This window comes from Streptomyces sp. NBC_01465 (assembly GCF_036227325.1).
In the GTDB taxonomy this organism is placed as follows: domain Bacteria; phylum Actinomycetota; class Actinomycetes; order Streptomycetales; family Streptomycetaceae; genus Streptomyces.
Map to the genome: position 1 here is coordinate 7,820,187 of NZ_CP109467.1, position 26,734 is coordinate 7,846,920.

General features: G+C 70.7%; 23 protein-coding genes and 1 riboswitch. Of the genes, 4 read left to right on the forward strand and 19 right to left on the reverse strand.

From position 1 onward, the window contains the following. Window positions 1-29 precede the first annotated feature (29 nt). The 4 genes from OG707_RS36380 to OG707_RS36395 form a co-directional block, all read right to left on the reverse strand. Window positions 30-2,078, reverse strand: coding sequence for a beta-galactosidase (locus OG707_RS36380; protein ID WP_329126073.1), 2,049 nt, complete (start codon window positions 2,076-2,078; stop codon window positions 30-32). 51 nt (window positions 2,079-2,129) lie between these two features. Next, window positions 2,130-3,470: an ABC transporter substrate-binding protein gene (locus OG707_RS36385; RefSeq protein WP_329126074.1), complete on the reverse strand. Its 1,341-nt coding sequence runs from the start codon at window positions 3,468-3,470 to the stop codon at window positions 2,130-2,132. A gap of 79 nt (window positions 3,471-3,549) precedes the next feature. Beyond that, on the reverse strand, window positions 3,550-4,479 hold the full coding sequence (locus OG707_RS36390; protein WP_329126076.1) for a carbohydrate ABC transporter permease: 930 nt from the start codon (window positions 4,477-4,479) through the stop codon (window positions 3,550-3,552). Window positions 4,480-4,484: 5 nt separating this feature from the next. After that, a complete protein-coding gene (locus tag OG707_RS36395; RefSeq protein WP_329126079.1) occupies window positions 4,485-5,411 on the reverse strand; it encodes a carbohydrate ABC transporter permease in 927 nt (308 codons plus the stop codon). 249 nt (window positions 5,412-5,660) lie between these two features. Here OG707_RS36395 and OG707_RS36400 point away from each other — a divergent pair, with 249 nt between their 5' ends. Then, a complete protein-coding gene (locus OG707_RS36400) occupies window positions 5,661-6,677 on the forward strand; it encodes a LacI family DNA-binding transcriptional regulator (protein WP_329128168.1) in 1,017 nt (338 codons plus the stop codon). Between the two features lie 28 nt (window positions 6,678-6,705). On the opposite strand, the gene OG707_RS36405 is transcribed toward OG707_RS36400, so the two are convergent. From OG707_RS36405 to OG707_RS36415, 3 genes are all read right to left on the reverse strand, one after another. Next, window positions 6,706-8,154, reverse strand: coding sequence for a sulfatase family protein (locus tag OG707_RS36405; RefSeq protein WP_329126081.1), 1,449 nt, complete (start codon window positions 8,152-8,154; stop codon window positions 6,706-6,708). A 100-nt stretch (window positions 8,155-8,254) separates the two neighbouring features. After that, complete coding sequence (locus OG707_RS36410) at window positions 8,255-8,350, reverse strand: putative leader peptide (RefSeq protein ID WP_329126083.1); 96 nt, start codon at window positions 8,348-8,350, stop codon at window positions 8,255-8,257. Between the two features lie 60 nt (window positions 8,351-8,410). Then, window positions 8,411-9,376, reverse strand: coding sequence for an SDR family NAD(P)-dependent oxidoreductase (locus OG707_RS36415; protein WP_329126086.1), 966 nt, complete (start codon window positions 9,374-9,376; stop codon window positions 8,411-8,413). Between the two features lie 131 nt (window positions 9,377-9,507). Here OG707_RS36415 and OG707_RS36420 point away from each other — a divergent pair, with 131 nt between their 5' ends. Then, a complete protein-coding gene (locus OG707_RS36420) occupies window positions 9,508-10,536 on the forward strand; it encodes a hypothetical protein (protein WP_329126088.1) in 1,029 nt (342 codons plus the stop codon). A 45-nt stretch (window positions 10,537-10,581) separates the two neighbouring features. On the opposite strand, the gene thiE is transcribed toward OG707_RS36420, so the two are convergent. The 9 genes from thiE to OG707_RS36465 form a co-directional block, all read right to left on the reverse strand. After that, window positions 10,582-11,244: a thiamine phosphate synthase gene (gene thiE / locus OG707_RS36425; RefSeq protein ID WP_329126091.1), complete on the reverse strand. Its 663-nt coding sequence runs from the start codon at window positions 11,242-11,244 to the stop codon at window positions 10,582-10,584. Beyond that, entirely contained in the window at window positions 11,241-12,050 is an 810-nt protein-coding gene (gene thiM / locus OG707_RS36430; RefSeq protein ID WP_329126093.1) for a hydroxyethylthiazole kinase, read from the reverse strand. The genes thiE and thiM overlap by 4 nt, the downstream gene beginning before the upstream one ends. A 40-nt stretch (window positions 12,051-12,090) precedes the next feature. Continuing rightward, a complete protein-coding gene (locus OG707_RS36435) occupies window positions 12,091-13,491 on the reverse strand; it encodes a purine-cytosine permease family protein (RefSeq protein WP_329126095.1) in 1,401 nt (466 codons plus the stop codon). After that, a riboswitch (TPP riboswitch) is annotated at window positions 13,482-13,576 on the reverse strand. (Overlaps the previous gene by 10 nt.) Window positions 13,577-13,624: 48 nt before the next feature. Continuing rightward, window positions 13,625-14,092 (reverse strand): cupin domain-containing protein, encoded by a 468-nt coding sequence (locus OG707_RS36440; protein WP_329126097.1) that lies wholly within the window; start codon window positions 14,090-14,092, stop codon window positions 13,625-13,627. A 4-nt stretch (window positions 14,093-14,096) separates the two neighbouring features. After that, the gene (locus OG707_RS36445; protein ID WP_329126099.1) at window positions 14,097-14,837 is read right to left on the reverse strand and encodes a class I SAM-dependent methyltransferase; all 741 of its coding nucleotides are present in this window, start codon (window positions 14,835-14,837) and stop codon (window positions 14,097-14,099) included. A gap of 58 nt (window positions 14,838-14,895) precedes the next feature. Next, entirely contained in the window at window positions 14,896-15,612 is a 717-nt protein-coding gene (locus OG707_RS36450; protein ID WP_329128170.1) for a class I SAM-dependent methyltransferase, read from the reverse strand. A 168-nt stretch (window positions 15,613-15,780) separates the two neighbouring features. After that, a complete protein-coding gene (locus OG707_RS36455; protein ID WP_329126101.1) occupies window positions 15,781-16,245 on the reverse strand; it encodes a hypothetical protein in 465 nt (154 codons plus the stop codon). 62 nt (window positions 16,246-16,307) lie between these two features. Continuing rightward, a complete protein-coding gene (locus tag OG707_RS36460) occupies window positions 16,308-17,144 on the reverse strand; it encodes a glycoside hydrolase family 16 protein (RefSeq protein ID WP_329126103.1) in 837 nt (278 codons plus the stop codon). Then, window positions 17,144-20,356, reverse strand: a complete 3,213-nt coding sequence (locus OG707_RS36465) for a chondroitinase family polysaccharide lyase (protein ID WP_329126105.1) — start codon at window positions 20,354-20,356, stop codon at window positions 17,144-17,146. Before OG707_RS36465 ends, OG707_RS36460 begins: the two co-directional genes overlap by 1 nt. Window positions 20,357-20,526: 170 nt before the next feature. On the opposite strand from OG707_RS36465, the gene OG707_RS36470 reads away from it, so the two are divergent. Beyond that, a complete protein-coding gene (locus tag OG707_RS36470) occupies window positions 20,527-21,657 on the forward strand; it encodes a GntR family transcriptional regulator (protein ID WP_329126106.1) in 1,131 nt (376 codons plus the stop codon). On the opposite strand, the gene OG707_RS36475 is transcribed toward OG707_RS36470, so the two are convergent. Together OG707_RS36475 and OG707_RS36480 are read right to left on the reverse strand one after the other, a co-directional pair. Further along, on the reverse strand, window positions 21,632-23,074 hold the full coding sequence (locus OG707_RS36475) for an acyl-CoA synthetase (RefSeq protein ID WP_329126108.1): 1,443 nt from the start codon (window positions 23,072-23,074) through the stop codon (window positions 21,632-21,634). The two genes, OG707_RS36470 and OG707_RS36475, sit on opposite strands and share 26 nt — an antisense overlap. Before the next feature lie 64 nt (window positions 23,075-23,138). Next, window positions 23,139-24,590, reverse strand: a complete 1,452-nt coding sequence (locus OG707_RS36480; protein WP_329126110.1) for an MFS transporter — start codon at window positions 24,588-24,590, stop codon at window positions 23,139-23,141. A 233-nt stretch (window positions 24,591-24,823) separates the two neighbouring features. Here OG707_RS36480 and OG707_RS36485 point away from each other — a divergent pair, with 233 nt between their 5' ends. Then, window positions 24,824-25,417 carry a TetR/AcrR family transcriptional regulator gene (locus tag OG707_RS36485; RefSeq protein ID WP_329126112.1) on the forward strand — a complete coding sequence of 198 codons (594 nt, stop codon included), beginning with the start codon at window positions 24,824-24,826 and terminating at the stop codon, window positions 25,415-25,417. Window positions 25,418-25,462: 45 nt separating this feature from the next. Here the strand turns inward: OG707_RS36485 and OG707_RS36490 are convergent, their stop codons facing one another. Further along, window positions 25,463-26,683: an LLM class flavin-dependent oxidoreductase gene (locus OG707_RS36490; RefSeq protein ID WP_329126113.1), complete on the reverse strand. Its 1,221-nt coding sequence runs from the start codon at window positions 26,681-26,683 to the stop codon at window positions 25,463-25,465. Window positions 26,684-26,734 lie beyond the last annotated feature (51 nt).

The window sequence follows — 26,734 nt, forward strand, 5'->3', positions numbered from 1 at the left end:
TTGTACGGGTGATCAGTTGATGGTGCGGTTCAGTGAGCGCCCTGGCGCAGGACCGCCACCTCGCGGGGAGGCAGGACGAGACCGTCGCCCGCGACTGCCGGGCCGATCAGCACGTCACCGGTGACGCCGGGCAGCGGGACCGGGGTGTCGCTCCGGTTGATCAGGAAGAGGTAACGGCTGTCCGCGTCCCTGCGTACGGCGGTCTCCACAAGTCCCCTGGCCTCGTCGGGGAGTTCGCTGCTCACCCCGGCGGGTGCGAGCAGTTCGGGCAGGAGGGCGGTGAGGCCTTCGGCGCCCAGGCGTGTGGAGACGTACGCGGCCGAACCCCGGCCCGTGGTGCGGCGGGTGACGGCCGGACGGTTGGCGTACGCGCCGGTGCGATAGCCGGCGAGGACGTCGACATCGGGGCCTTCGACGGTGATCCGGTCGGTCCACAGGCTGCCGGTCGTGTTGTTGTCGAGGGCGACCGTGTCACCGTCGAGCAGCGGGCCGAACTCCTCGATGCGGATGCCGAGCAGCTCGCGCAGGGCGCCGGGGTAGCCGCCGAGCCAGATGTGGTCGTTCTCGTCGACGACTCCCGAGAAGTACGTTGTCACGAGGTGGCCGCCGCCCTCGACGTAGCAGGTGAGCTCCTTGGTGAGGGTCCGGGACACCATGTGCAGCACGGGCGCGACGACCACGTCGTACGCCGCGAGGTCCGCCCGGTGGGCGGGTACGACGTCCGCGCGGATGCCGAGGCGCAGGAGCGCGGAGTACCAGTCGAGTGCCTCGCGGTGGTAGTCGAGGCGCGAGGTGGGGTGGGAGTCGTGCTCGCTGGTCCACCAGGAGTCCCAGTCGAACAGGACGGCCACCCGGGCCGGTTCGCGCTCGCTGCCCGCGATCGGCGCGAGTGCCTCAAGGGTCTGGCCGAGTTCCACGACGGAGCGGAAGAGCTCGCTGTCCTCACCGGCGTGAGGGACCATCGCCGAGTGGTACTTCTCGGCGCCGGCCGCCGACTGCCGCCACTGGAAGAAGCAGACGGCGTCGGCGCCGTGTGCGACGTGCAGCAGCGAGTCGCGGGCCAGCTCACCGGGTGTCTTGGCGAGATTGACCGGCTGCCAGTTCACCGCGCTGGTGGAGTGCTCCATCAGGAACCACGGCCGGTGGCCGGCGATGCCGCTGGTGAGGTTGGCGGAGAAGGACAGCTCGTCGCGGTCCTGCGGGCCGGGAATGACGTAGTGGTCGTTGGCGACGAAGTCCACCTCGCCGGCCCAGTCCGCGTAGTCCATGCCCTTGGTGCCGCCCATCACCATGAAGTTGGTGGTGACGGGGACGTCCGGAGTCAGCTCGCGCAGCACCTCGCGCTCGGCTGTCAGGTGTTCCTTGAGCGCGTCGGAGGAGAACCGTTTGAAGTCGAGCTGCTGGGTCGGATTGGGGTGCGAGGCCGCGAGGCGCGGGGGGAGGATCTGGTCGAAGTCGCTGTATCTCTGCGACCAGAAGGCCGTTCCCCAGGCGTGGTTGAGGGCGTCGAGGGTGGTGTAGCGGCGGCGCAGCCAGGTGCGGAACGCGGTGGCGGCGTCGTCGGAGAAGTCGTAGACGTTGTGGCAGCCGAGCTCGTTGTTGACGTGCCAGGCGACCAGGGCCGGATGGGCGGCGTAGCGCGTCGCGAGCTCCCGTACAAGACGCAGCGCGTGCTCGCGGAAGACCGGTGAGGTGGGCCGCCAGTGCTGGCGGGCGCCCGGCGACACGGTCTCGCCGCTCGCGGTCACCGGCAGGATCTCCGGGTGCGCGGTGGTGAGCCACGGCGGCGGGGACGCGGTGGCGGTGGCCAGGTCCACGCCGATGCCGCCCGCGTGCAGCAGGTCCATGATCTCGTCGAGCCAGCCGAAGTCCCAGGTGCCGGCGGTGGGCTGGATCCTGGCCCAGGAGAAGATCGCCAGGGAGACGGTGTTCACTCCGGCCTCGCGCATCAGCCGGACGTCCTCCGCCCACACCTCCCGCGGCCACTGCTCGGGGTTGTAGTCGGCGCCGTAGCCGAGCCGGCGGGCGCCGTCGCTGCCCTTCGCGTACGGGAATCGGGAGGTGAGGGGGGAGGTCATGCGGGTCCTTCCGGGGGTGTTTCCGGGGGTGCTCAGGTGGTGCGGGTCAGATCACTTCTCGACGGTGAAGCCCTGCTCCGAGCCGTACTTGACGGAGGCGTCCTGCCACGACTTCAGGCCGTCGGTCAGCTTCGTGCCGGAGATGTAGGCCTTGCCGACGGTGTCGTTGAAGATCGAGTTGGCGTACACCTGGAAGGGGAGGTACTTCCAGTCGGTGGGCACGGCCTTCGCGGACGCGGCGAAGATCTGGTTGGCCTTCTGGCCGCCGAAGTACGGGAACGCGGTGTCCTGGAACGACTGCGATTCCAGGTCCTTCGTCGTCGCGGGGAAGGCGCCGTTCTTGATACGGGTCTGGACGCCCGCGCCGGAGTCCGCGTACTCGGTGAAGGCGTAGGCGAGCGCCGAGTTCTTGCCCTGCGTGGGCAGCGCGAGCGAGCTGCCGCCGTTCTCGGCGCTGGTGTTCGCGCCGGCGGTCCACTGCGGGAGGGCGGCGGCGCGCCAGTCGCCGGCGGCGTTCTTCACGCCGGAGGCGAAGTTGGCGGGCATCCAGGCGCCGGAGGGCAGTGTGGCGATCGTGCCGTCGCCGAGGCCCTTGTACCAGTCGTCGGTCCAGCCGGTGACGGGCGCGACGAGCTTCTCGTCGATCAGCTTCTGCCAGACGTCGGTGAACTTCTTGGCGCCCGCGTCGGTGAAGTCGATGCCGACCTTCGTGCCGTCGACCTTGTACGGGTGCGAACCCGCCTGCCACAGAAGGCTGGTGGTCAGACCGGCGTCACCGGTGTCGCTGGTGATGTAGGCCTTCGGGTCCGCCTTGTGGAGCTTGCGGGCGGCGTCGAGGTACTCGTCCCAGGTCGTCGGGACGGCGATCTTGTACTTGTCGAAGACCTTCTTGTTGTAGAAGAGCGCCATGGGGCCGGAGTCCATCGGCAGGCCGTAGATGCCGTCGCCGGACTTCACCGAGTTCCACGGGCCCGGCGAGTACGAGGAGGCCAGCTTGTCGGCGCCGTACGACGTGAGGTCGGTGAGGTCCTTCGTCAGGGCGTACTGGCCGAGCGCGTAGTACTCGATCTGCGCGACGTCAGGGACGCCCTTCTTCGCCGAGATGGCGTTCTGCAGGGCCTTGTACTGGTCGTTGCCCGTACCGGCGTTGACCAGCTTGATGTGGACCTTCGGGTACTTCGTCTCGAAGTCGGCGGCGACCTGCTTGAGGGTGGGCTCCCACGCCCACACGGTGACCGTGCCGCCCTTCTTCAGAGCGGCCTGGATGTCGGACGAACCGACCTTCTTGCCACCGGAGCTGTCGTCGTCGGAACCGCCACAGGCGGTCGCCCCGAGGGCGAGAGCGGCGACGAGACCGATGCCGCCGAGCAGGCGGCGGGAGTGCTTGGGCATGGCGATGCTTCCACTTCGTCGTGGTCCAACAGAGGGTGTGCGCTTGCGAACGCGGGGCGGCCGGCGGCCGGGGTTGCGGTTACTCCTTGACGCTTCCGGCGGAAAGACCGGACTGCCAGTACTTCTGCAGCAGGAGGAAGGCGGCGATCAGCGGCACGATGGTGAGCAGCGAGCCGGTGACGACCAGGTTGAAGACGGCCTCGCCGCCGGCCGTGGCCGCCTGTTTGTTCCAGGCGTCGAGACCGAGGGTCAGCGGGTACCAGTCGGGGTCCTTCAGCATGATCAGCGGAAGGAAGTAGTTGTTCCACGTGGCGACCGTGGTGAACAGCAGCACGGTGACCGTGCCGGGTGCGAGCAGCGGCAGGGCGACCTGGAAGAAGGTGCGGATCTCGCCGGCGCCGTCGATGCGGGCGGCTTCCATCAGTTCGTTCGGGATCGCCTCGCTGGCGAACACCCACATCAGATAGAGGCCGAAGGGCGAGATCAGCGACGGGATGATGACGGCCCACGGGGTGTCGGTCAGGCCGATCTTGCTGAACATCAGGAACGTCGGCACGGCGAGCGCTGTCGTCGGCACCGCCACCGCGCCGATGACGACCGCGAACACGCCCTTCTTGCCCGGGAACCGGAACTTGGCGAGCGCGTACCCGCCGAGGACGGCGAGGAAGGTGGCGCCGCCCGCGCCCAGCACCACGTACATCAGGGTGTTGAGGAGCCAGCGGCCGAAGACGCCGTCCTGGTACGTGAAGGTTTCGCTGATGTTGTGCCACAGGTCGAAGTCCCGGTCGAACCAGAGACCGAACGAACGGGAGAGACCTTCCTGGGACTTGGTGGCGCTGATCACCAGCCACAGCAGCGGAAGCAGGCTGTAGAGCATGACGACACCGGTGAGCAGCGTCAGCAGGACGCTGCGCTTCGGGCGGCGCATGCTGTGCGGGCGGCGCGGGGAACGCAGCCTGGGGGCGGCGGACTTCAGGGGTGTCGCGGGTCGGGAGGTGGTGGTGCTCATGTGGGTCACGCTCCCTTGCGCATGCCGCGCAGCTGGACGACGTAGGCGACGATCATCGTGATGACGCCCATGACGATGGCCACCGTCGCGGAGTAGTTGTGCTGCTGGCCGGAGAAGGACAGCGAGTACGTGTAGTAGTTCGGGGTGTAGTCGGTCGTGATCGCGTTCGGTGCGAGCTTCTGCAGGATCGCGGGCTCGTTGAAGAGCTGGAAGCTGCCGATGATCGAGAAGATCGTCGCGATGACGAGGGCGCCGCGGATCGCCGGGATCTTGATCGCGGAGATGACCCGCCACTGGCCGGCGCCGTCGATCTCCGCGGCCTCGTAGAGCGAGTGCGGGATGACGCGCAGCGCGGCGTAGAAGATCAGCATGTTGTAGCCGACGAACTCCCAGGTCACGATGTTGCCGATGGACGCCAGGATCAGGTCGGCGGAGAGCGGGTCGGGCAGGTGCGTGCCGAGCGCGTTGTTGATGTCGCCGACGAGGCCGAAGCGCGGCCCGTACATGAAGCCCCACATCAGCGTGGCGACGACGGCGGGCACGGCGTACGGCAGGAAGACGGATATCCGGAAGAAGTCCTTGCCGTACAGGCGGCCGCTGTCGATGGCGAGCGCGACCAGCAGGGCGATGCCGAGCATGATCGGCACCTGGACGAGGAGGAAGAGCCCGACGCGGGCGACGCCCTCCCAGAACTGGCTGTCCTGCAGCGCCTGCTGGTAGTTGTCGAGGCCCACGAAGGTGGTGCCGCCGATGAGTTGTGTACGGAACAGGCTCAGATAGATGGAGTACGCGAGCGGCGCCAGGAAGACCAGCGCGAAGACGAGCACGAAGGGGCCGATGAACCCCCACCCCGCCCATGAGCGGCGCGCCCTGCGCACCGGTGGCCCGGCCGGGCGGGCCCCTGCGGCCGCCGGCGGTTGAAGCGTCGTCATCTCGCGTCCCTCGCTCGTGCATCCTCACGTGCCGATGTTTGCGTGAACATTCCGGCGTACAGATGATCGTCGGCTGCTATGTTTACGTAAACATTCGGTGGCGGCATGTCTACACTGCCCCGAGGACGGCGGTCAAGGGTCGTCACCACACGCACAGTTCGGCCCGGTGCGAGCAGAGGGAGAGAGACGGTGGGAGCAGCGGACAGCGCTTCGGCAGCGCGCGGCGGACGCCGTACGCAGAACGTGTCGATGGCGGACGTCGCCCAGGTCGCGGGCGTCTCGTCGCAGACGGTCTCCCGCGTCTCGAACGGTTTCCCCGGCGTCAACGAGGAGACCAGGCAGCGGGTCCGCAATGCGATGAAGGAGCTCGGCTACCGCCCCAACAGCGCCGCGCGCGCACTGCGGCGCGGCGACTTCCGCACCATCGGCGTCATCACGTTCACCCTCTCCACCACGGGAAACGTCCGCACGCTGGAGGCGATCGCCGCCTCCGCCGCGGAGGAGGGGTACGCGGTCACGCTCCTGCCGGTCGCCGTGCCCACCCAGGACGAACTGCGCGGCGCCTTCTCGCGGTTGGGCGAGCTGGCGGTGGACGCGGTCATCGTCATCATGGAGGTCCACCTCCTCCACGCGGCCCGGCTCTCGCTGCCGCCGCACGTCAAGGTCGTCGTCGTGGACTCCGACGCGGGCGACCGCTACACCGTCGTCGACACCGACCAGGCGGGCGGCACCCGCACCGCCGTGCGCCACCTCCTCGACCTCGGCCACCGCACGGTCTGGCACCTGGCAGGGCCCGAGGACTCGTACGCGGCCGAGCGCCGCACCGGTGCCTGGCGGGCCGCTCTGACCGAGGCAGGATGCGAGGCGCCCGAGCTCGTACGCGGCGACTGGTCGGCCGAGTCCGGCTACCGCGCAGGCCTTGAGCTCGCCGAACAGGCCGACTGCACCGCGGTGTTCGCGGCCAACGACCAGATGGCCCTCGGCCTGCTGCGCGCCCTGCACGAGAGAGGCCGCCGCGTCCCCGAGGACGTGTCGGTGATCGGCTTCGACGACATCCCGGAGTCCGGCTCGTTCCTGCCGCCCCTGACCACCGTCCACCAGGACTTCGCCGAGGTCGGCCGGCGCTGCGTGGCGAGCGTCCTCGGCCAGGTGCGGCGGGAGGAGACGGCGGACGCGCAGAAGACGGTACGGGGCACGACGCTGGTGCCGACCCGGCTGGTGGTGCGCAACAGCACGGCGGCGCCCGGGAAGCCGGCCTCGGGCTGACGGCCGGCTCCCCGGAGGCGGGCCGGAATCAGGACGGATACGGAAGCAGTCCGCCGTTCGTCCGCTCCCACGCGGCCCGCAGCGCGGCCACCCGCTCCGGGTCGTCGGCCGCCTTGTCGGCGAGCTCCCGCTGGTCCTCCGCGAGGTTGAACAGCTGGTCCTTGCCGGTCTTGCCGCGGTAGTACTTCCAGTCCCCGCGGCGCAGCGCCCGCTCCCCGCGGACCCGCCAGAACAAGTCGCGCTCCTTCGGCTCCTCGCCCCTCAGCAGGTACCCGGCCAGACTGGTGCCGTCCAGCGGGTACGCCGCGTGCGGCCTGGCCCCGGCGAGCTCCAGGAGCGTCGCCGTCCAGTCGGGGCTGAAGTGCGGTACGTCGCTGACCTGGCCGCCGTCGAGCCGCGCCGGCCAGCGCACGATCGCCGGGACCCGGATGCCGCCCTCCTGGAGCGAGGCCTTCTCGCCGGAGAGCGGCCACTGGTACGACCAGCGCTCACCGCCGTTGTCGGAGGCGAAGAAGACCAGGGTGTCCTTCTCCTGACCGGACTCCTTCAGTGTGCGCAGCACCTCGCCCACCGACCGGTCGAGGTCCTCGACCATCTCCGTGTACTTCGCGACCGACCCGCCGTCCTGGTGCCAGAGCGCACTCTTGTCGCCGGCCTTGATCCGCCGCACGATCTCCTCGCTGACCTCCGTGTCGCCGTCCGCGATCCAGGGCCAGTGCGGGGTGGTGAAGTTGAGGTTCAGGAGCCACGGCTTGTCGTGGTCGCGGCGCAGATAGTCACGCGCGCGCTCGGTGAGGATCCGTGTGTAGTAGCGAAGGTCCTTGTGCTCGGCGTCGCCTTCGTAGAGGTCGTACTCGCCGCCGAGGCCCAGCTTCGAGTAGTACTCCAGCGCGCCGCCGAAGTTGCCGAAGAACTCGTCCCAGCCCGAGCGGGTGGGGGAGTAGTCGGGGAGATAGCCGCAGTGCCACTTGCCGATCAGCGCGGTCGCGTACCCGGTGTCGCGCAGCAGCGACGCGAGCGTCGGATGGGTCGGGTCGAGCCCCACCGTCCGGTCGGCGATCGGCTCGGCGAGGCCGCCTGCCGTACGCCCGGGATAGCGGCCGGTGTAGAGGCTGAAGCGGGTGGGCGAGCACGTCGCCGACCCTGAGTAGGAGTGGGTGAACCGGACGCCCTGGCGGGCCAGGCGGTCCAGGTTCGGGGTCTTGATGTGCGGCGATCCGTACGAGGAGAGATCGGCCCAGCCGAGGTCGTCGCCGAGGATGAACAGGATGTTCGGCCGGCGCGACGGGCGGTTGTGCGCGGCCCGGAACGGCCGCTCCTGCGGTACGTCGGGGGTGCTGGCGGCGGCTTCGGCGGCGGGCAGACCGACCGCCGCGGCGGCGGGCAGACCGACCGCCGCGGCGGCGGCGCCCGCTCCGACGGCGCCGCCGAAGGCGCGCCGGGACAGACGGGGCTGGGGTTCGTCGTGCAAAGACATGCGTGCGCTCCTGAGCAGGGCACGTGCGTGACGGCGTCACACACGTGCCCATGCGGGAAAAGGCCGGTAACGGCCCGGTGGGAAAGGGGAGTTGCGGGATTCAGGAGGCGCAGCGACAGATGGCGCTCGCGACACGGACCAGGTCGACGTGGCGGCGCTCCACAAGGGTGACCGTGCGGTCACGGAGGGGCTGCATGATCCGGAAGGGTGGCGCGGCCCCCGTGGACCTGTCAACACCCGTCCGGCACGCAAGACGTCAGGGCGCGGCCGCGAACGCGTCGACGCCGGTCAGTTCCGCCGACAACTGCCACAGGCGCGCGGCTTGTTGGGGGTCGGTCGCATAGGTGCGTACGCCGTCGCCCGAGCCGTCCTCGGTGAAGGGTTCCGCGATGTCGCAGTCCTCGCAGTACACGCCGCCCATGCCCGCCAGTTGAGGGGAGGTCGCCGCCCAGACCTGGGTCGCCGCGCCCTGGGCGGGCGTCTTGAAGGTGGGATCGGTGGGGCGGCCCTGTTCGTCGATCCAGCCCGCGGCGACCATGTCCTCGACCGGCAGATGGCGCTGCAGCGGCGTGAGGATGCTGCCGGGATGCAGGGAGAAGGCGCGTACGCCGTGGTCGCGGCCGATCGCGTCCAGCTGTACGGCGAACAGCGCGTTCGCCGTCTTCGCCTGGCCGTAGGCCTGCCACCGGTCGTATCCCTGCGCGAAGTGCACGTCGTCCCAGCGGATCCCGGTGATCCCGTGGGCGCCGGACGACACGGCGACCACGCGCGCGCCGCCGTGTGCGAGTGCGGGCCAGAGGTGGTTGACGAGCGCGAAGTGGCCGAGGTGATTGACGGCGAACTGCGCCTCCCAGCCCGGGCCGACCCGGGTCTCGGGGCACGCCATCACCCCGGCGCTGTTGATCATGATGTCGATGTCCCGGCCCGACGCCAGGAAGCGCTCGGCGAAGGCACGGACGCTGTCGAGGTCGGCGAGGTCGAGTTCGTCTGTCTCGACGCCGTCGATGCCCGCGACCGCTTCTTGTGCTGCCGCCCGCCTCCGGGCAGGGACGATCACTCGCGCTCCCGCGCCGGCCAGGGCCCGTGTCGTCTCCAGGCCGAGGCCCGAGCTGCCACCGGTCACGACCGCAATCTTTCCTGAAAGGTCCGTTCCCGACAGAACGTCGTCGACGGTGCTCCTGGCGCCGAAACCCGAGCCGATCCTGTGCTGAGGTGTGGTCATGGGCGCGACGGTAGGTGCTGGAGCGCTGTCCAGGTCAAGAGGTGTCGCCCCCGTACGCAAACCGCACCAACTGCCCCATATAGGATGGGCGCTTCGTCTCTTTGTCCTCAGCAAGCTCCAGGAGAGTCCCTGTGTCTGTAGCCCTCGCTCCGTCCGAAACAGCCGCCCTGTCCGCCGAGGGCCAGGACCTGGTGGTACGGGACGCCCGGGAGTTCGGCGCCTACGCGCGGACCGGCGGCTGGGCCTTCGCGCTGAAGGTGGCGCGCAGCGTACGGCCCGGCGGGCAGCCGTCGGGGGAGTCGCCGAAGGTCTCCGCGAAGGAGTTCAGCGAGCTCGCCGGCTGCTCGGCCGAGCGGGTCCTGCGCTACTACAAGGCCTGGGACATGGCCGCCGACGACGGCCTGGTGCCCCAGTTCGAGACGCTGGCCGTCGGGGAGGACATCGAGCTGCCCGACGCCGACGTGTGGCTCTCGTACTACTCCTCGCGCAACAGCGCCACGTCCGTGCGCGGTACGGCGATCACCGCGGCGGCCGAGGCCGAGGGGATCAGGCCGACCAAGGCTCTCGAAGTGGCCGAGAACCCCACCGCACTGCGGGCCGCGATCCTCGCCGACCCCTCCACCGCCCAGGCCGCCCGGTCCGCGCTCCTCGACCGCATCAAGGAGGACCCGGCGCTCCAGACCGAACTGGCCCGCGACATCGCCCGCACCGACGAGCTGAAGAAGGCCGTGGCCAGCGAGGCCAGGGCCGCCGACCGCATCGGCTACGTACGCCAGATCGTCGACAACGGACAGATCAAGACCCCCGCGGGTCAGACGGTCGAGGCGCCCGCCGAGCTGCGTGCCGAGGCCGAGCGCCACCTCTCGCTCATCGACGAGCTGGAGGAGGGCGAAGAGGCCGGCGAGTGGGCGACCGAGGCGTACGACACCGTCAAGAACCTCGTCGTCCAGGCCGTGGAGGCCGACCCCGAACTGCGCGTCCAGGAACGGCGTACGAAGTTCTACAGCAGCCTGCAGAAGGCGACCCGGGTGTTCGAGGAGCTGACCCTGGACGACGCCGACGACATCTACGAGGACGACATGGTCCAGCGCCTGGAGGACCTCCAGAAGGCCCTCGAAACCTGCATCGCCGCACTCCGCAAGGCGGCCGCCTCGCAGTGAGACGCCCGGTGGGGGTGGTGCGCTCGCACCGCCCCCACCGGCAGGTCACCGGTGTTGGAGGGGAGTGGCCCAGGCGCGGGCGTACTCCCCGGCCGCCGTGCGCGCGTCGTCGGCCGCGCAGATGCCGGAGACCACCGCCGCGCCCGCGGCGCCCGCGGACCGGAGCAGGGGCAGGTCGGCCGGGGTGATGCCGCCGATGGCCACCGCGGGCAGGGCACTAAGTGCGACGAGACGAGCGAAACCCGGGTGCCCGAGGGCCGGCGGTGCGTCCGCCTTGGTGCCGGTCGCGTGCAGGGCGCCGATGCCCACATGGTCGACGCGCGCCGGATCCTGCGCGGCGGCCCGCAGCTCGGCGGGGGTCGCGGCGCTCAGCCCGAGGACGGCTTCCTCGCCGATCAACTCCCGTACGGCGCCCGGCGGAAGGTCCGACTGGCCCACATGGACGCCCGTCACCCTCGCCCCGGCGGCACGGGCCGCCAGGAAGACGTCCACCCGGTCGTTGACGATCAGCGCGACCCGTTCGGGAAGGACCTCGGCGACTTCCAGCACGGCCCGCAGAAATGCCCCGCCGTCCGCGTCCTTCTCGCGGATCTGCACGGCCGTCACCCCGCCGGCCACCGCATCGGCGACCGTCGCGGCGACGCTGCGGCCGCGCGCGGCGCACTGGCCGGCGTCGGTGACCAGGTACACCGACAGGTCCACGGTCACGAGACCGCCGCCAGCCCGGCCAGCGCGGATCCGTCCAGTGCGTCGAGCGCGTCGAGGAAGGCGACGGGGAAGCTGCCGGGGCCGCCCGCCGTGAGCGCGGCGAGCTCGGCGGCCACGGTGTACGCGGTGACAGCGGCGACGGAGGTCATGAACCGATCCTCGTCCACGGCCGCGAACGCGGCCAGCACCGCACCGAGCGCGCACCCGCCGCCGGTCACCCGGGTCAGCAGAACGTCCCCGTTGGCGATACGGGCATCGCGCCGTCCGTCGGTGACCAGGTCCACGGGCCCCGACACCGCGACCACACACCCGGCGGACTCGGCCAGCGTGCGGGCCGCGTGCTCGGCGGCCTCGACCCCGTGGGTGGAGTCCACCCCGCGGCCCCCGCCGCCCGCACCCGCGAGGGCGATGATCTCCGAGGGATTGCCCCGGATCACCGTCGGGCGCAGCGCCAGAAGCTCATGCGCGAGCTTCGTGCGTACGGGAAGGCCGCCGACGGCCACCGGGTCCAGCACCCACGGGGTCCCGGCGTCGGAGGCGGCCCGCGCCGCTTCGAGCATCGCCGTGCGCTGATCGGCGTGCGGGGTCCCGAGGTTGACCAGGACGCCGGAGGCGAGCTGTGCGAACGGGCCCGCCTCGTCGGGGATGTCGACCATCGCGGGGGCGGCGCCCAGGGCGAGGAGCACGTTCGCGGTGAACCCGGTCACGACCGCGTTGGTCAGGCACTGCACCAGCGGCGCGTCCGCACGCACCCGGTCCAGGGCGTGCGGCGTGAAGGCGGCGTGGTCGGACGCGGTGGGGGGCATGCGGTCTCACTCCGTACGGTACGAGGGGGAGGCGGGCGGGTCAGTGTCGCAGGCGCAGCCGCAGCGGGGCGTACACCACGAGCGCCACCAGGAACGCCACGCCGTAGGCGAGGTCGGCGCCGTGCAGCGCCTCGGCGACCGGGCCCACGTACAGGCTCGTGCTCATGAACGGGACCGCTGCGGCGAACGCGACGGCGAAGGCGGTGACCGCCGGCCACCAGGGCTGACGGCGGGCGCTCTCGGCGGCCAGGTCGACCGGGGCGCCGCCGCGCGTCCTGGCGCGGACGAGCCAGTCGACCGCCACGATCGCGACGAAGCCGGGGATCCAGTAGCCGACGAGCAGCAGCACGTTCTGGAAGCGGGTCGTGGTGTCCGCCGCGTGCATCCACAGCACCAGCGGGAAGCCGAGGGCTGCGGCGAGCGCCGCGGCGAGGGGGCGCGGGATGCGGACGCCCATGGTCTGCAGGGCGAGGGATCCGCTGTAGTCGTTCATGGCGTTGCTGCACAGCGCGGCGAGGGCCACGGCGAGCAGTCCGAGCGCGCCGAGCGCGCCGCCGCCCAGGAGGGTGTCGATGCCGCGGGCCGTCTGGTCGGTGAAGACGGACGCACCCCACAGGCCGAGGGTCTGGACCGCGACGAACGACACGCTGATGCCGAGCAGCGTGAAGAGGAACATGCGCGGCCGGGAGGTGGTGCGCGGCAGATAGCGGCTGAAGTCACTGGCGTACGGGGCCCAGGACAACGCCAGGCTCAGGGCGATCGTGCAGGTCAGGACGAACGCGCCCGCCCGGTCGGCGCCGTGCGCGGCACCTGTCGCGGCCGGGTGGACGCCGTGCAGGAGCTTGGTGGCGAGCACCAGGAAGGCGGCCGCGAGACCGAAGGTCATCACGGTCTGGAGCCGGTGGATCGCCTCGTACCCCAGCACACCGAGCGCACCCTGGGCGCCCATCATGACCAGCACGCCCACCCAGAACGGCCAGCCGCACAGCTGGGCGAGGGCGTCCCCGCCGAACAGCCCGATCAGCGCGTCCCAGGCGATGGACGACAGCCACTGCAGCGCGCCCGGCAGGACGACGCCCCGGCCGAACGCGAGCCGGGCGAGCGGCAGTTGACCGGCCCCCGTCTGACTGCCCCAGGTGCCGAGGTACGCGGCGGGCACGGCGCCCAGGAGGGTGCCGAGCACGACGGCGGCGAGCGCGGTCGCGAAGTCCAGGCCGAGCGCGATGCCGACGGTGCCGGTGAAGACGCCGGTCATGGTCAGGTTCGGGGCGAACCAGACCGTGAACAGCCGGCCGGGGCCGCCGTAGCGGCGGTCCTCCGGAACGGGGGCTATGCCGTGCGCCTCGACACGGAGATCTCCCGGAGCGGTGGGCATACGCCCGCCGAAAGCGGTCTGGGGGTCGGCGACTGCGAGCTCACCCTGGGCATACGGCAACGACATGAAGACATCCCTCCGCCAGTTCTAACTGGTTCAGGTTCGACGGGTGTGTTCTCAGCCCCCGTGCGGGGCACCCCGTGTCCGGTTCGGCCGAAAGAATAGCCCGGCCTGCGCGTATGTCCAGCCGGTGGGGTCGTCAGCGGGGCGGTCCCACGACGATCTGCCCGTACGTGCCGGCGGCCTCGGCCAGGAGTTCCGGATCGATCCGGAACCCGTCGGGGCGGGGCGTCGCACGGTCCCGGCCGGCATGGCGGAACATGCCCTCGATGCCGGCCGGGGTGCAGATCATCAGCATGTCGGCGGTGTCGGAGGTGATCCGGTAGCTGTGCGGGAGCTTCTTGGGGAGGAAGACGACACCGCCCTCGGACAGCTCCGTTTCCCGGTCGCCGGCCCAGACGACCGCGCTGCCCTTGAGCAGTACGAAGACCTCGTCCTCCCGGGTGTGCAGGTGGTACGGCGAGGCCGCGCCCCTGGCGAGGGAGAACCTGCCGACGGTGAGCTGTCCGTCGGTGGCCGCGCTGTCGAGGAGTACGGCGAGCGTTCCGCCGTCGAGCCATTCGAGTTGCTGCTGCTGAGCGGACTGGGCGAGGTAGGCCATGCTCATGTGCTTACGCCTTCCGGAAAACGAGTAGTTCGGTCCGACCGCCGCTGAGCGGCACGAAGTGGCCACCCAGCAAGGACAGGCCCCGCTGCGCCAGATGCCCGAGAAGCCATGAGCGCGAGATCATGCAGTAGAGCGTCGCCCGGCTGGAGACCCAGTTCCTCGTCATCTCGTCGTCGAGGCAGTCCTCGTTCACCACGTCGAACGCGACGATCCCACCCGGGCGCACGACCCGGGCCATTTCGTCGAGATAGCCGATGGTCACGACCAACGGGAGGTAGACGAAGACCTTGTGGGCGTGCACGAGATCCACCGACCCGGTGGGAGTGGCGCTCAGCGTGTGCCCGTCGGCGGGTTGCAGGACGACGTTCGGCAGCGACCTCAGACGGGGCAGCCAGTCCCCTGCGGTCTCGTAGATCTCGTAGGTGTCCGGGTGCTCGGAGACGATCACCCGGGCCGCGTACCGGCCCGACCCCGCACCGATCTCGCATATGCGCTGCATCTTCTCGCGGGAATCCGCCAGCCTGAACAGGGCGTTCACGGTCTCCACGGTCGCGCCGGGAACGGCGCTGCGGCGGTCGATGTAGTCCTCGATCGACAGGTCCGCCCGACGGGCCGCGGTCAAGGTCCTGCGAGCGGACAGGAACGGCTGGATCGCTGGATCATCGCTGCGCCCACGGACCATCTGCACCCCGAAGGGGCGCAGCACGCGGTTCATTCCGCCGCGCGCTGCAGCCAGTGCGGACATGGGTACCTCCATGACGAAGTTCGTGGATTCTCGCGGGCCGCGCGGGGCTTGCCGACGGTCAGGCCGTCCGTCTGAAGACGAGTACCTCCGTGGAGGCGACGCCCAGGGGCGCCAGGAAACTGGCCTCCAGACTGCAGCCGAGGTCGGCGAAGAGGTCCACGCAGGTACGGCGGGGCATGGCCGCGGGGAAGGAGTCGTGTCCCGCGCCGCCCTCCGTCGCCCAGGTGCGCATCGCGGCCGGGTCCAGGCATGTCTCCGTCATGACGTCGAAGACGATCCGGCCACCCGGCCGTGTCACCCGCGCCATCTCGAAGAAGTAGCGGCAGGTACCGAGGAAGGTCAGGGTGTTGAAGACCTTGTGGGCCTGGACGAGGTCAACACTGTTGTCCGGCGTCGCGTCGAGACTGAATCCGGTCACCGGCTGGGCGACCACACCGAAAGCGTCCACCAGGTAGTCGGCCCAGGGGGCTGCCGTCTCATAGATCTCGTAGCGGCCCGGTGAGCACTCCTCCAGCGTCCTCTCCAGATACCGCCCGGATCCGGGGCCGATCTCCAGGATCGTGTCCGGCTTCACGGCGAAGACGCCGAGTGCGCGGAGTTCGTCGACGGTGGACCGGGTGGCGCCGGGTGTCCCGTTCATGACCTCGTCGATGTAGTCACCGACCGACAGTCCGGCCGCCCGTGCGGCTCTCGTCGTCGCCTCGAACGGGATGAAGTCGTCGACCCCTCCCTGGGGGGTGGTGCTGCGTACGATGTCGAACCCGGCGCGCTCCAGGAGCTGCTTCACGCCGGACTTCACCACTGTCCTTGTCTTGCGGGTCAAGAGACTTCCCTCCTGACGCGGGTCTCGCGCGGAGCCCGCGTACCGGAAATGGCGAACAGAACCGTCCTCGACGGGGACGGGTGAACACGCCGGAAGCCGTACGGGTGCCGCGGCGACAGATCAGGCGGCGGTGTACGGCGGGGAAAGCTGCGGCGGGCCTCTTCGCACCACCGCGCCGGCCAACAGAACCGACGTCGGGGGCGCTCTCGTCGGCCCGGAGCTCACGCGCCAGGCAGCGCCGAACTCCGTTACCTCATACGAGGTGCAGCAGGGAGACAGGAGCCGGCGCAGCAGCGCGCGCAACGCGCACCACTCCTGCCCGGCCGCGTACAGCACGCGGCGCCAACTGTTGTCGAGCCCGTGCAGCAGGACCGCGCACAGCAGGGCCAGCACGATGTGCCCGACCACCACGCGCCATCCGGCGAGAGCCGCGGACGGGCTCGACTCGAAGGCCAGATCCTGAACGATCACCGTGACGAAGGTCCCCAGCACGGAGAACAACCCCGCGCGGACAGCGGCAACCGTCGCCACCGGCGGCACATGGCCCCGGCGGCGTACATCGGACGTGCGCGATGTTTCCCCCATCACTCACCCATAATGGGGCTTACGGCGCGACATGTCAGCAGTTCGCAGTATTGGCCCGAGGATCACTGCCAGACGCGGATGTAGTCGACGTACATCGTGGAGTTGTAGTCGAGCGGGGCCTGGGTCACATCGCCCTGGGCCCACTGGAGCACCTCGTGCGACAGGATCGGGTACTCCGCAACCTGGCTGATCAGCGTCGGGTCGGTGACGGTGCGCACCACGGTGCCGTCGTAGGTGAACTCCATTTTCGACGCTGTCCAGTTGAGCCCGATGGTGTGGCGGTACGTCGAATGGAGCCCGGGTGCCGAGACGACCTGCGCCGATTGCTTGTGATCGGCACCGTAACCGTCGTAGTGGATGGTGATCGCGTACCTGCCGTCCGCGTACGCGCTCTCCAGCAGATCGATCTCCGCACCGTCGGCCGCCGTGCCGAGGGTGGAGCCGAAGGAGTGCGTCTGCAGCCAGACCGCGCCCAAGTGGCCCTGGGTGGGCGGGACATGGACGTTCACCTCGATCGTGCCGTGCGTGTAGTCGAAGATTGTGTCCGTGTCGACGCGGCCGCCCGCGTACTGGCCGTCGGCGAGTTTCCTGAGGTCGATGGCGAGGTTGCCGCCGTTGGTGGGGAGCACGCGGACGTTGGCGGGCTTGTACCACCAGCGGATTCCGTCGGTGCGGTCGGTCTCGGTGCGCTCCTGGTCGCGTACGTTCCACTTCGCCGTGTCCAGCGCCGAGCCGGTGAACTCGTCGCTGAACACCAGGGTTCCGGCCGGTCCCGCCAGCGGCTGCGCACCGGCGGGGGTCGCCGGGTCGACGAGGGACGCGGCGTGCGCGGGGGCCGTGCCGGCCGCGCCGGCCAGGGCCGTGGACAGCAGTGCGGTGGTGAAGGTGCGTCGTCGCATCAGAACTCCTCGTTGGTTCGGGCGAGTTGGGTGAGTCGTGCCTGTACGGGCCTGCCGTCCGACGTCGTGAACGCGACGACGGTGCTGCCACCCCGGATCCTGGCCGTGCACGCGCCGTCCTTCTCCGCGCGCCAGTGGCCGGCCAGCGTGATGTGCACGGTGTGCGCGGCGCTCGGGGTGGTGAGCCAGGAGCGGGAGAACGGGCTCCAGTGGCCGGTGTACTCGCCCTTCTCGTACTGGTCCCGGTCGGGGCTCTCGTGGAACCGGAGGTCCGGGTCGCAGACCGAAAGGACCAGGCCGTCGGCGCCGTCGGTGCGGGTCAGCAGGAGCGCGGGCGTGTCGGTGCCGCGTACCGGGCCCGTGGCGAGCGCGCCGGTCTCCTCGAAGACCGCGTAACCGGTGATGCCCGTCGCCCGGTCCGTCACGATGTGCGCGGTGTCGTCGGCGCGCAGCACGGTGTACGGGGCCAGATCCGCGTCCCGCATCGCCCTGGTGAACTCCGCCATCGAGTCCGCGGTGGCGCCGACCACCATGGCGTACTCGTACGAACCCCCCTTCGGCGCGGTGCCGTGCCGCAGCCAGGCGGTGGCGAAGGCGCCCGTGGTCTCCGCGTCCGTGGCGTGGCTGCGGGAGGTCTGCTGTGTGCGGGTGAGTGAGAGGCGCTGCCCTGCGGGCACGTGGTAGCCGAGCCCCTTGTCGTCCAACAGCCAGGTGGAGCCGGTGAGTTGACCCGCCCCGCTCTCGTACGGGAAGGCCGTCAGCGCCTCCGGTCCGCCGAGCCACGTCGGGTCGGTCGGGGCCGCCAGCCGGGTCTGGAAGAGCGTGGTCTCCGTCTCGTGGTCCCGGTCGCGGTTCTGGATGCCGGTGCCGAGCGCGACGACGCGGTTGTCGAAGAGGAACACCGACTTCCGGGCGCGGTGGGTGCCGTCGTACTTCGGGTGCTCGCGCAGTCGCATCGCGAACATGCCGTTGCGCCCGTCGAGGGTGTGGCCGCCGCCGAAGCGCTCCTCGGTGAGCAGCATCTCCTCGATGGTCCCCGTCAGATCCGCCTTCAGCAGCTCCCACGGTTTGTGGATCGTGGTGGTCCCGGGGCGGCGGTTCCAGTCGTAGCCGTCGGCGCTGTAGCCGCTGTCGAGGTTGGTCACCGGGGCGCCGCGGTGCTGTACCTGGATCTGGCCGTAGGTGTTGTAGCGGCCGTACCAGTTGGAGCCGTCGTAGACCTCCGTCGACCAGAGGTAGCGGTTGTGGCCGCGCACCGTGATCTGCCAGTTGTCCCTGCGCTGCACGGCGAGCGCCGCGTAGTTGTACGCCCACGCCCCGGCCGGCGCCGCCTCCGCGGTGACGCCCGCGGCCGCCAGCCGGGCGGTGATCGCCTTCTGTGCGGTCGTCGGCGCGGCGGGCAGCAGGCGCAGGAACGCGGCGCCCAGCTCCGGGTCGAGGGCGCTGCTGCCGTCGGGGGTCCCGGCGATCGTCAGCCACTGGAAGGGGGCGACGGTCATCGCGGAGGTGCCCGCCGGGTTGCGGCCGCTGAGCGAGATCGGCCACTGGAGGCCGCCGGTGATCACGCGCATCGTCAGGACCGCGCGCTTGAGCGCCGCGTGGGCCCGCGCTTCGATGCGGAAGAGGCCGCCGCTCATCACGTACACGATGGGCGTGAGGCCGATGAAACCGTCGCGCGCGTAGTCGGGGTAGCAGCCGACGTGGTGGAAGGTCAGACCGTCGGGCTTGAGGCCGTCCTGGATGCCGGGCGTGGGCAGCAGATAGCGGCTCAGCCAGTCGCGCAGCACCTTCAGGTACGCGACCCGGCGGCCGTCGCCGTCCTGCAGGAGCGCGACCGCGAGCATGCCGCGCACGGTGGTGTTGAGGATGTCGGCGGTGGAGCCGTGGGCGTTGCGGTAGTCGAAGCCGCGGAAGATCCGGCCGAAGCCGGTGAGCCAGGTGAGGTCGGTGCGTACGGCCTCCAGGAGCCCGGCGTCGTGCAGGACGTCCCGCATGAGGTGCACGGAGTCGTAGTAGCCGCGGATGTCGTAGCCGAGGTGGTGGATGGTGCCCTGGCTGCTGCCGTACGTCCAGCCCTGCTCGCGCAGCAGCTCGACGAGGCGCACGTACAGGGCGGCCAGGGCCTCGCGGTGGGCGGCGGCGCTGGCCCGGTCGTAGGCCTGGGCGATCTTCTGCAGATGGTCGGTGACCGCGCGCAGGGTGCTCGCGCCGACGAACGCCTTGAGGTCCGTACTGATCGCGGGGGGATAGATCTGCGACTGGTACGAGAAGACGGGGCGCCCGTCGAGCATCGGTGCGGCCGTCGCGGTGAGCGAGGCGACATAGGCGTCGTTGACGGTCGGGGACGCGGCCAGGTAGTCGGCGTGGTAGCGGGTCAACAGGGCGTCGAGATCGGTGAGTTCGTCCTGCGAGGGGGACGGGGCGGGGATCCTGGCGCGGGTCAGGAGACGGTCGTAGAGGTAGAGCGCCTGCCAGTGCTGCTGGTCCCAGTCGTCGCCCTCGATGCCGATCTCGGGGACCTGGACGTCACGGGTGGGTGCGTCGGGGCGCAGCGCGACATTGAGCAGCAGCTGGTCGATCCAGAGGGTGCCGGGGCGGCGCGGTGCGACGATGCGCAGGGTGTCCATGCCGGGGCGGGGGCGGCCGTGCATGTCGTAGTCGTAGCGGACCCAGGTGGTGCGCCAGCCGGTGAAGTCGAGCCGGAACTCGAACCAGCAGTCGGTGCGTTCGCCGCGGCCGAACTCGAAGCGGACCACGTCGTCGGTGGCCTTCTCGTTGTAGATCCACATGGAGAAGGTGTCGACCGCGCCCTGCCAGGCCTGGTCGGCGAGCGGCCGGGTGCAGTACGGGTCGGGGGCCCAGCCCACGTCGGCCCGGACGCTCACCGTCGAGCGCGGGCCGTGGTCCCAGCGCAGCGAGTGCCTGCCGCAGACGGAACGGGCGTCGCTGAGAGCGAGCCCGGCGCCGTCTCCCGTGCTGAACTGCGGCGGCACGGCGGACTCGAGGAGGAAGGCGGGCGGGGTGAGGGCCAGGGCGCGCGCCTCCAGCTCCGTGTACGTCGCGTCCTGCGCGCCGTCCGCCTCCGCGGCGGCGGCACGCTGCGTCCCGGTGGCCGCGGGCAGGAAGGGCAGGGTCACGGCGCCGGTGGCGGCCGCACCGTAGGCGAGGAGTCTGCGGCGGTTCAGCGGGGGAGTGGAGGGGTGCGCGCTCATGGAGAACCTCGGGCTCAGTAGGTGATTGCGCACGGACGTTAGGGAGGTCGCAGCGGAGCAATCAATGAGCAATCACCGCCTGCTTGCCGAATGCACCTTCAAAGCGCACCCGCCGGTCCGGCATGATGCGCTCACGGGCGGACCGCCCGGCCGGATCATCTGGGGGGACCGTGACCGCACCGGAGCTGAAGTTCCGCAGACTCACCGCCGATCTGCGGCGCGGCATCCACGACGGCACCTGGCCGCCCGGCAGCAAACTGCCCACCGAGCGCGCGCTCGCCGCCGAGACGGGTCTCTCCCTGACCACGGTCCGCCGGGCGTACGAGGAACTCGTCACCGAGGGGCTGGTGGAGCGGCGCCAGGGCGCGGGCACCTTCGCCGCGCGCGGCGGCCCTCCTGAGCCGGCCGGGCGCCGGGTCGTGGGCGTCCTCGTACCGGACACCGCGCTCTACTACCCGCGGGTTCTGCAGGGCATCGAGAAGGAACTCGCGGGGGCCGGGGCGCGGCTGGTGCTGGCCTGTTCGTACTACGACCGCGCCGTGGAGGAGACCGCCATCGCCGAGCTCCAGTCGGCCGGCGCCGACGGGCTGCTGCTGGTGCCCGGACTGCACACGGCGGACGATCCGGCGCTGCGCACCCGGCAGTTGATGGAGCTGCCGGTGCCGGTCGTGCTGGTGGAGCGGCGGCTGACGGCGGCGGGGCCGGGCGATCCCACCGAGCACGTCTGCACGGACCACGCGGGCGGCGCCTACGACGCCGTACGCCATCTGCACGCCCTGGGCCACGAGCGGCAGGCGCTCGTGCTGCGCTCGGACGGCCCGCCCGCCGCGCTCATCGCCGACGGATTCGCCTGCGCGGCCCAGGAGTTGGGGCTGCCCCGGCCCGTGTACGTACGGGAGCCGATGGAGGGCTGGGACGCGGACCGGGCCGACGACGCGGTCCGCACCCTCCTCGACGGCGCCGTCACGGGCGCACTCTGCTTCGGCGACCGGGAGGCGACCCTGCTGCAGTCCGCCGCGCGCCGGGCGGGTCTGCGCGTACCGCAGGACCTGGCGCTGGTCAGCTACGACAATGAGTTCGCGGACGTCGCGGAGATCCCGCTGACCGCCGTGGCGCCGCCCAAGTTCCACATGGGCCGCCTCGCCGCGCAGATCCTGCTGAGCCGGCTCGCGGACGGCGACGCGTCCCCGGTGCACCAGGTGCAGTTGCGGCCGAAGCTGGTCGTGCGCGCCTCGTGCGGCGGCCGCCCGGGCCACCGCCGCACCAGGCCGGGTCTCAGCTCTTCAGGGAGCGCTTCATGATCTTGCCCATGTCGTTGCGGGGCAGCGCGTCGAGGAGCCGCACCTCGCGGGGGCGCTTGTGCGGGGCCAGCTGCTGGGCGACATGAGTCGCCAACTCCTCTGCTGTGGGCGGCTGTTGGGCGTCGGCGGGCACGATCCAGGCGACGATCCGCTCGCCCAGGTCCGCGTCCGGTTCCCCGGTGACCGCCGCCTCGCGCACCGCCGGATGGTCGAGGAGGGCGTTCTCGATCTCGCCCGCGCCGATCTTGTAGCCGCCGCTCTTGATGAGGTCGGTGGCCTTCCGGCCGACGATCCTGACATAGCCGTCCGGGTCCCGGGTCGCCATGTCGCCCGTACGGAACCAGTCGCCGTCGAAGGCCTCGGCGGTGGCGTCCGGGCGGTTCAGGTACGCGGTGAAGAGGTTCGGGCCGCGTACCTGGATCTCGCCGATGCTCTCGCCGTCGTACGCGGTGATCTCCTCACCCGACTCCTCGACCAGCCGCAGCTCGACCCCGGGCAGCGGCACCCCGACCGTGCCCGGCCGGGGGTCGCCGTCCGCGCGGACGCTCGTGTTCATCAGGGTCTCGGTCATCCCGTACCGCTCGACGACCCGCCGTCCCGTCGCGGCGGCGATGCGCTCGTGGTCGTGGACCGGCAGGGCGGCCGACCCGGAGACCAGGAGCCGTGCGCCGGCGAGGGCCTTGGCGAGTGCCGGGTCGTCGGGGAGGGCCTCGGCGATGCGGTGGTACATGGTGGGGACGCCGAAGAACATCGTTCCGTGGGCGGCCAGTTCGCGGGCGACCGCGGCCGTCTCGAAGCGGCCCAGATGGTGCACGGTGCCGCCCCTGCGCAGCGGGCCGAGGATGCCCAGGATCAGCCCGTGCACATGGAAGAGGGGCAGGGCGTGGACCAGTACGTCGTCGCCGGTCCACTGCCAGGCGTCGGCCAGCGCGTCCAGGGTGACGGCGATCGCCCGGCGCGGCAGGACGGCGCCCTTGGGCGGGCCCGTGGTCCCGGAGGTGTAGACGACCAGGGCCGGGGATTCGGGCGACGGCTCGTCGGGGAGCGCCAGGGGTTCGGCGGGCGGGCGTACGTCGACGTCCAGACGGGTCAACGCGCGCAGTGCCGACGGCAGTTCGTCGCCGGGCGCCGCGAGCACCAGCGACGGCGCGCTGTCGGTCAGGATGTGCTCCAGCTCGCGCCCGCCGACCTTCGGGTTGAGCGGTACGGCGGGCACTCCGGCCAGCAGCGCGGCGACCACGCCCACCGCGGTCTCCAGGGTGGGCGTGGCCCAGACGGCCACCCGCCCGGCTCCGTGGAGCCGGGCGGCCAACGCCCCTGCCGCTGACGCCAGTTCGGCGTGGCTGAGCGACCGGTCGCCGAAGGCCAGCGCCTGGTCGGCCGAGCCCGCGGTGAGGGCGGGGAAGAGTGGAGGCATGCGTCGTACTCCTTCAGGGTCGGGCGGCCTGGCGTGTCCGATCCTTCACCATGCCGTACGCGGGTCAGCCGCGGGCCGACTCCAGCCGCTGCTCGTCGCTCGCCGCTGCGGGACGGCCCGCCGCGACGGCGCCCTGGCTCCGCTGCCCGCGCTTCACGGCGGGGACGAGGAGTGCCGCTCCGGTGGCGGCCAGGCAGAGCACGGCCAGCAGGGTGAAGCCGTGGGTGTAGCCGGAGGCGTACGGCAGCCCGGACGCCTGGACGTGCCCGGTGACCATGGAGCTCATCACGGCCGCGCCGAGCGAACCGCCGATGGTGCGGATGTTGGCGTTCATGCCGGTGGCGGCGCCGGTCTGCGCGGCGGGGACGCTCTGCACGATGAGGTTGGCCATGGAGGCGAAGGCGAGCCCGATGCCGAGGCCGAACACACCTGCGGCGAGGGCGACTTGCCACTGCTGTCCGTGCCAGAGGGCGAGCATCGTGCAGGACACGGTGCCCAGCGCGGCGCCGAGTGCCAGCAGCGGCTTGGCGCCGAAGACCGGCTCGAGGCGCCCGCTGACGATGCCCGAGAGGAACATGGCCACCAGCATCGGCAGCATCAGCAGCCCGGCGCCGGTCACGGTCGCCCCGAAGCCGTAGCCCGCGACCGTGGGCGTCTGGGCGAAGGCGGGGAGGAAGGACCAGACCGCGTACATCCCGGCGCCGAAGAGGAGCGCGGCGGTGTTGGTCGTCCAGACGGCGGGCAGCCGCATGATGCGCAGATCGATGAGCGGGCTCGCGGACCGGGCCTCGGCCAGCGCCCACAGGGCGAAGAGCACGACGGCCACGACGAGCAGGCCGATCACCTTGGTGGAGGCCCAGCCCCAGACGGTGGCCTGGCTGATGGGCAGCAGCAGCGCGACCAGCCAGCCCGAAAGCAGCACGGCCGCAAGCCAGTTGACCTTTCCGGCGGAACGGCTCGGGGACTCGGGGACGTACCGCAGTGCGAGCAGCGCGGTCACGGCGACGACCGCCGTCGGCAGCCAGAAGAGCCACCGGTAGTCGAGCGCCCCGACGACAGGACCGGCGAGCACCATGCCGAAGCCGCCGCCGGCCGCGATGACGGCCGAGAGGTTGCTGATGCTGGGGCTGACCCGGGAGGCGGGGAATTCGTCGCGGATGATCCCGAACGACAGCGGGAACAGGGCCCCGCCGATGCCCTGGATCGCGCGGGCGACGATCAGTGTGGCGATGTTGGGGGCCAGGGCGGCCAGTACGCATCCCACGATGAGTGCGAACAGCGCGCCGACCAGGGTGCGCTTCTTGCCGATGAGGTCGCCGACCCTGCCGAGGATCGGGGTGAAGATCGACGCGGAGAGCAGATAGGCGGTCATCACCCAGGTGACGGTGGCCTGCGAAGTGCCCAGCGCCTGCTGGACGGTGGGCAGGGCGGGCGCTATCAGCGACTGCATCATCGAGAACACGCCCGCACCGGTCGCGAGGACCGCGAAGGTGAGGCGGTTGGAGTTCCGGTTCATTTCAGGACTCTCTGTCAGCTCTGTGAGGCCTTTTGAGGGCTTTGAGGCAGTACGGATCCGTCGCCGGGCCGTGCGGGAACGCCGCAGGCCGGGCAACAGGGAGGTGCGGAAGTGGTGGGTCCGGCCGTACGGGCCGGTACGCGGAGATGGCTCGACTGTTAAAGTGGAGGCATACCTCCACCTTAGCGGAGGCATGCCTCCGGTTCAACCCCGGATCCCCGAGGGAGGATGCAGTGGGAGAAGAAGCAGTCAAGGACAGGGCTTCTGTCGAGGAGTTCGTGGCGGCCCAGCGCCCGCGCCGCGCGGATGCCCGGCGCAACTTCGACGCCCTCCTGGCGGCCGCGCGCGAGGCCTTCGCGGAACAGGGGGCGGACGCCTCCCTGGAGGACATCGCCCGCCGCGCCGGCGTGGGGATCGGCACCCTCTACCGGAACTTCCCCACCCGCAGGCACCTCTTCGAGACGGTCTACGCCGAGGAGGTCGACGCGCTCTGCGTCCTCGCCGACGAACTCGCCGACAGGCCCGCGTGGGAAGCCCTCACCACGTGGATCGACCGCTTCGTCGAGTACACCGTCACCAAGCGGGCCGTCCGCGAGGGCCTCAACGGCGAGTCCGGCATTTTCGTCTCCTGCCGCGTCTCGATGATGGCCGCGGGCGCCCCGCTGCTCCGCCGCGCGCAGGAGTCCGGCGAGGCCCGTAGGGACGTGGACTTCGACGACCTGCTCCGGATGATCTCCGGCATCGCCGCCACCGTCTTCCCCACCACGGAGCAGCGCGACCGTGTCGTGGGCATCGCCCTGGACGGCGTACGGGCAGCGCGCAACTGATCCGCAGACCGGTCGCGCACTGCCCGTAGGTGGTGTGGTGCGGGGTCAGTCCTCCAGCGGCAGGATCGCGCTCGGCGGCAGCACGGTGTGCTTGAGGTCCGCGGGGACGGGGTTGTTGTGCGAGGGGTACTTGGGCCCCTGCGCGCCCCGCCGGTAGATCGCCGTCGAGTGCTCCGGGTTCGTGTCGAACTGGGGGACGACCTTGTCGCCGAACAGCTCGATCATCTCCAGGTGCTCGTCGAAGGTCATGCCGCCGGTCATGCCGAAGACCAGCTGGTCGCAGCCGACGGTCTGGTACGCGGCGACCTGCTCGCTGACCTCGTCGGGCGTGCCGCACAGCAGCAGCCCCGCCTTGATGATCTCGTCGAGGATCTCTTCCCCGCCCAGCTCGCTGAAGGCGATCGGCGGCGTCGGCCACGTCCTCTCGTCCATCGATTTGGGCATGGTGTCGTGGTACAGGTTCACCAGCGTGACCAGGTAGCCGAGGCCCGCGTGCATGGCTATCTCGCGTGCGCGCTTGCGGTCGTTGAGGCAGATGACCGTGTTGGTCATCATGACGTTGTTGTTCTGGTAGTCGCCGAGGATCTGGACCGGGTTCGCGGCCGCCTCCTTGTACGCGTCGATCCGCCCCTTGAGCTCGAAGATCGGCTCGAAGTTGAAGGCGATCGCCCCGATGCCCAGCGACCCGGCCTTCGCGAACGACGACGGGTTGCCGCACGCCATCCAGATCGGCGGGTGCGAGTGCCCGTACGGCTTCGGCAGGATGTTGTGCGGGGTCGGCACCGTGAAGTGCTCGCCGTGGAAGGAGTAGTCGTACTGCTCCCACATGCGCACGATCTCGGGCGCCACCTCGTCCCACTCGGCCTTGGTCGAAGCGGTGTCCATGATGTTGAACGAGGCGACCTCGTGGCTGCCCGCGCCCCGCCCCGTGCCCCATTCGAAGCGGCCCTCGGTGATGTGGTCCAGCATCGCGGCGCGCTCGGCGTAGCGGACCGGGTGCTCCTTGCGCGGCGAGAGGCTGTTGATGCCGGTGCCGAGGTGGATCCGCTCGGTCTTCGCGGCGACGTAGCCCATCACGACCTCGGGCGCCGACATATGGCTGTACTCGGTCAGCGAGTGGTGCTCGCCGAACCACACGTACTTCCAGTTGTGCTTGTCCGCCTTGATGGCGAGGTCCATCTCCCGCTTCAGGGCGAGGTGTTCGGAGGGGCGGTCGTGCGCCGCCCTGCCGGGAATGAATCCATTGAGGAAGAGTCCGAACTCCATGAGGAGGCCTCCAAGTTCAATTCGGTGCACGTCACGCCTTGCGGGTGGGCG

Excerpts from the sequence above, each read along its gene's own strand:
- OG707_RS36405 (WP_329126081.1), bottom strand. The coding sequence starts at position 8,154 with ATGTCTTTGCACGACGAACCCCAGCCCCGTCTGTCCCGGCGCGCCTTC.
- OG707_RS36410 (WP_329126083.1), bottom strand. The coding sequence starts at position 8,350 with ATGCAGCCCCTCCGTGACCGCACGGTCACCCTTGTGGAGCGCCGCCAC.
- OG707_RS36445 (WP_329126099.1), bottom strand. The coding sequence starts at position 14,837 with ATGTCCGCACTGGCTGCAGCGCGCGGCGGAATGAACCGCGTGCTGCGC.
- thiM (WP_329126093.1), bottom strand. The coding sequence starts at position 12,050 with ATGCCCCCCACCGCGTCCGACCACGCCGCCTTCACGCCGCACGCCCTG.
- OG707_RS36440 (WP_329126097.1), bottom strand. The coding sequence starts at position 14,092 with ATGAGCATGGCCTACCTCGCCCAGTCCGCTCAGCAGCAGCAACTCGAA.
- OG707_RS36395 (WP_329126079.1), bottom strand. The coding sequence starts at position 5,411 with ATGACGACGCTTCAACCGCCGGCGGCCGCAGGGGCCCGCCCGGCCGGG.
- OG707_RS36465 (WP_329126105.1), bottom strand. The coding sequence starts at position 20,356 with ATGAGCGCGCACCCCTCCACTCCCCCGCTGAACCGCCGCAGACTCCTC.
- OG707_RS36400 (WP_329128168.1), top strand. The coding sequence starts at position 5,661 with ATGGCGGACGTCGCCCAGGTCGCGGGCGTCTCGTCGCAGACGGTCTCC.
- OG707_RS36460 (WP_329126103.1), bottom strand. The coding sequence starts at position 17,144 with ATGCGACGACGCACCTTCACCACCGCACTGCTGTCCACGGCCCTGGCC.
- OG707_RS36475 (WP_329126108.1), bottom strand. The coding sequence starts at position 23,074 with ATGCCTCCACTCTTCCCCGCCCTCACCGCGGGCTCGGCCGACCAGGCG.
- OG707_RS36390 (WP_329126076.1), bottom strand. The coding sequence starts at position 4,479 with ATGAGCACCACCACCTCCCGACCCGCGACACCCCTGAAGTCCGCCGCC.
- OG707_RS36385 (WP_329126074.1), bottom strand. The coding sequence starts at position 3,470 with ATGCCCAAGCACTCCCGCCGCCTGCTCGGCGGCATCGGTCTCGTCGCC.
- OG707_RS36380 (WP_329126073.1), bottom strand. The coding sequence starts at position 2,078 with ATGACCTCCCCCCTCACCTCCCGATTCCCGTACGCGAAGGGCAGCGAC.
- OG707_RS36490 (WP_329126113.1), bottom strand. The coding sequence starts at position 26,683 with ATGGAGTTCGGACTCTTCCTCAATGGATTCATTCCCGGCAGGGCGGCG.
- OG707_RS36435 (WP_329126095.1), bottom strand. The coding sequence starts at position 13,491 with ATGTCGTTGCCGTATGCCCAGGGTGAGCTCGCAGTCGCCGACCCCCAG.
- OG707_RS36480 (WP_329126110.1), bottom strand. The coding sequence starts at position 24,590 with ATGAACCGGAACTCCAACCGCCTCACCTTCGCGGTCCTCGCGACCGGT.
- OG707_RS36455 (WP_329126101.1), bottom strand. The coding sequence starts at position 16,245 with ATGGGGGAAACATCGCGCACGTCCGATGTACGCCGCCGGGGCCATGTG.
- OG707_RS36415 (WP_329126086.1), bottom strand. The coding sequence starts at position 9,376 with ATGACCACACCTCAGCACAGGATCGGCTCGGGTTTCGGCGCCAGGAGC.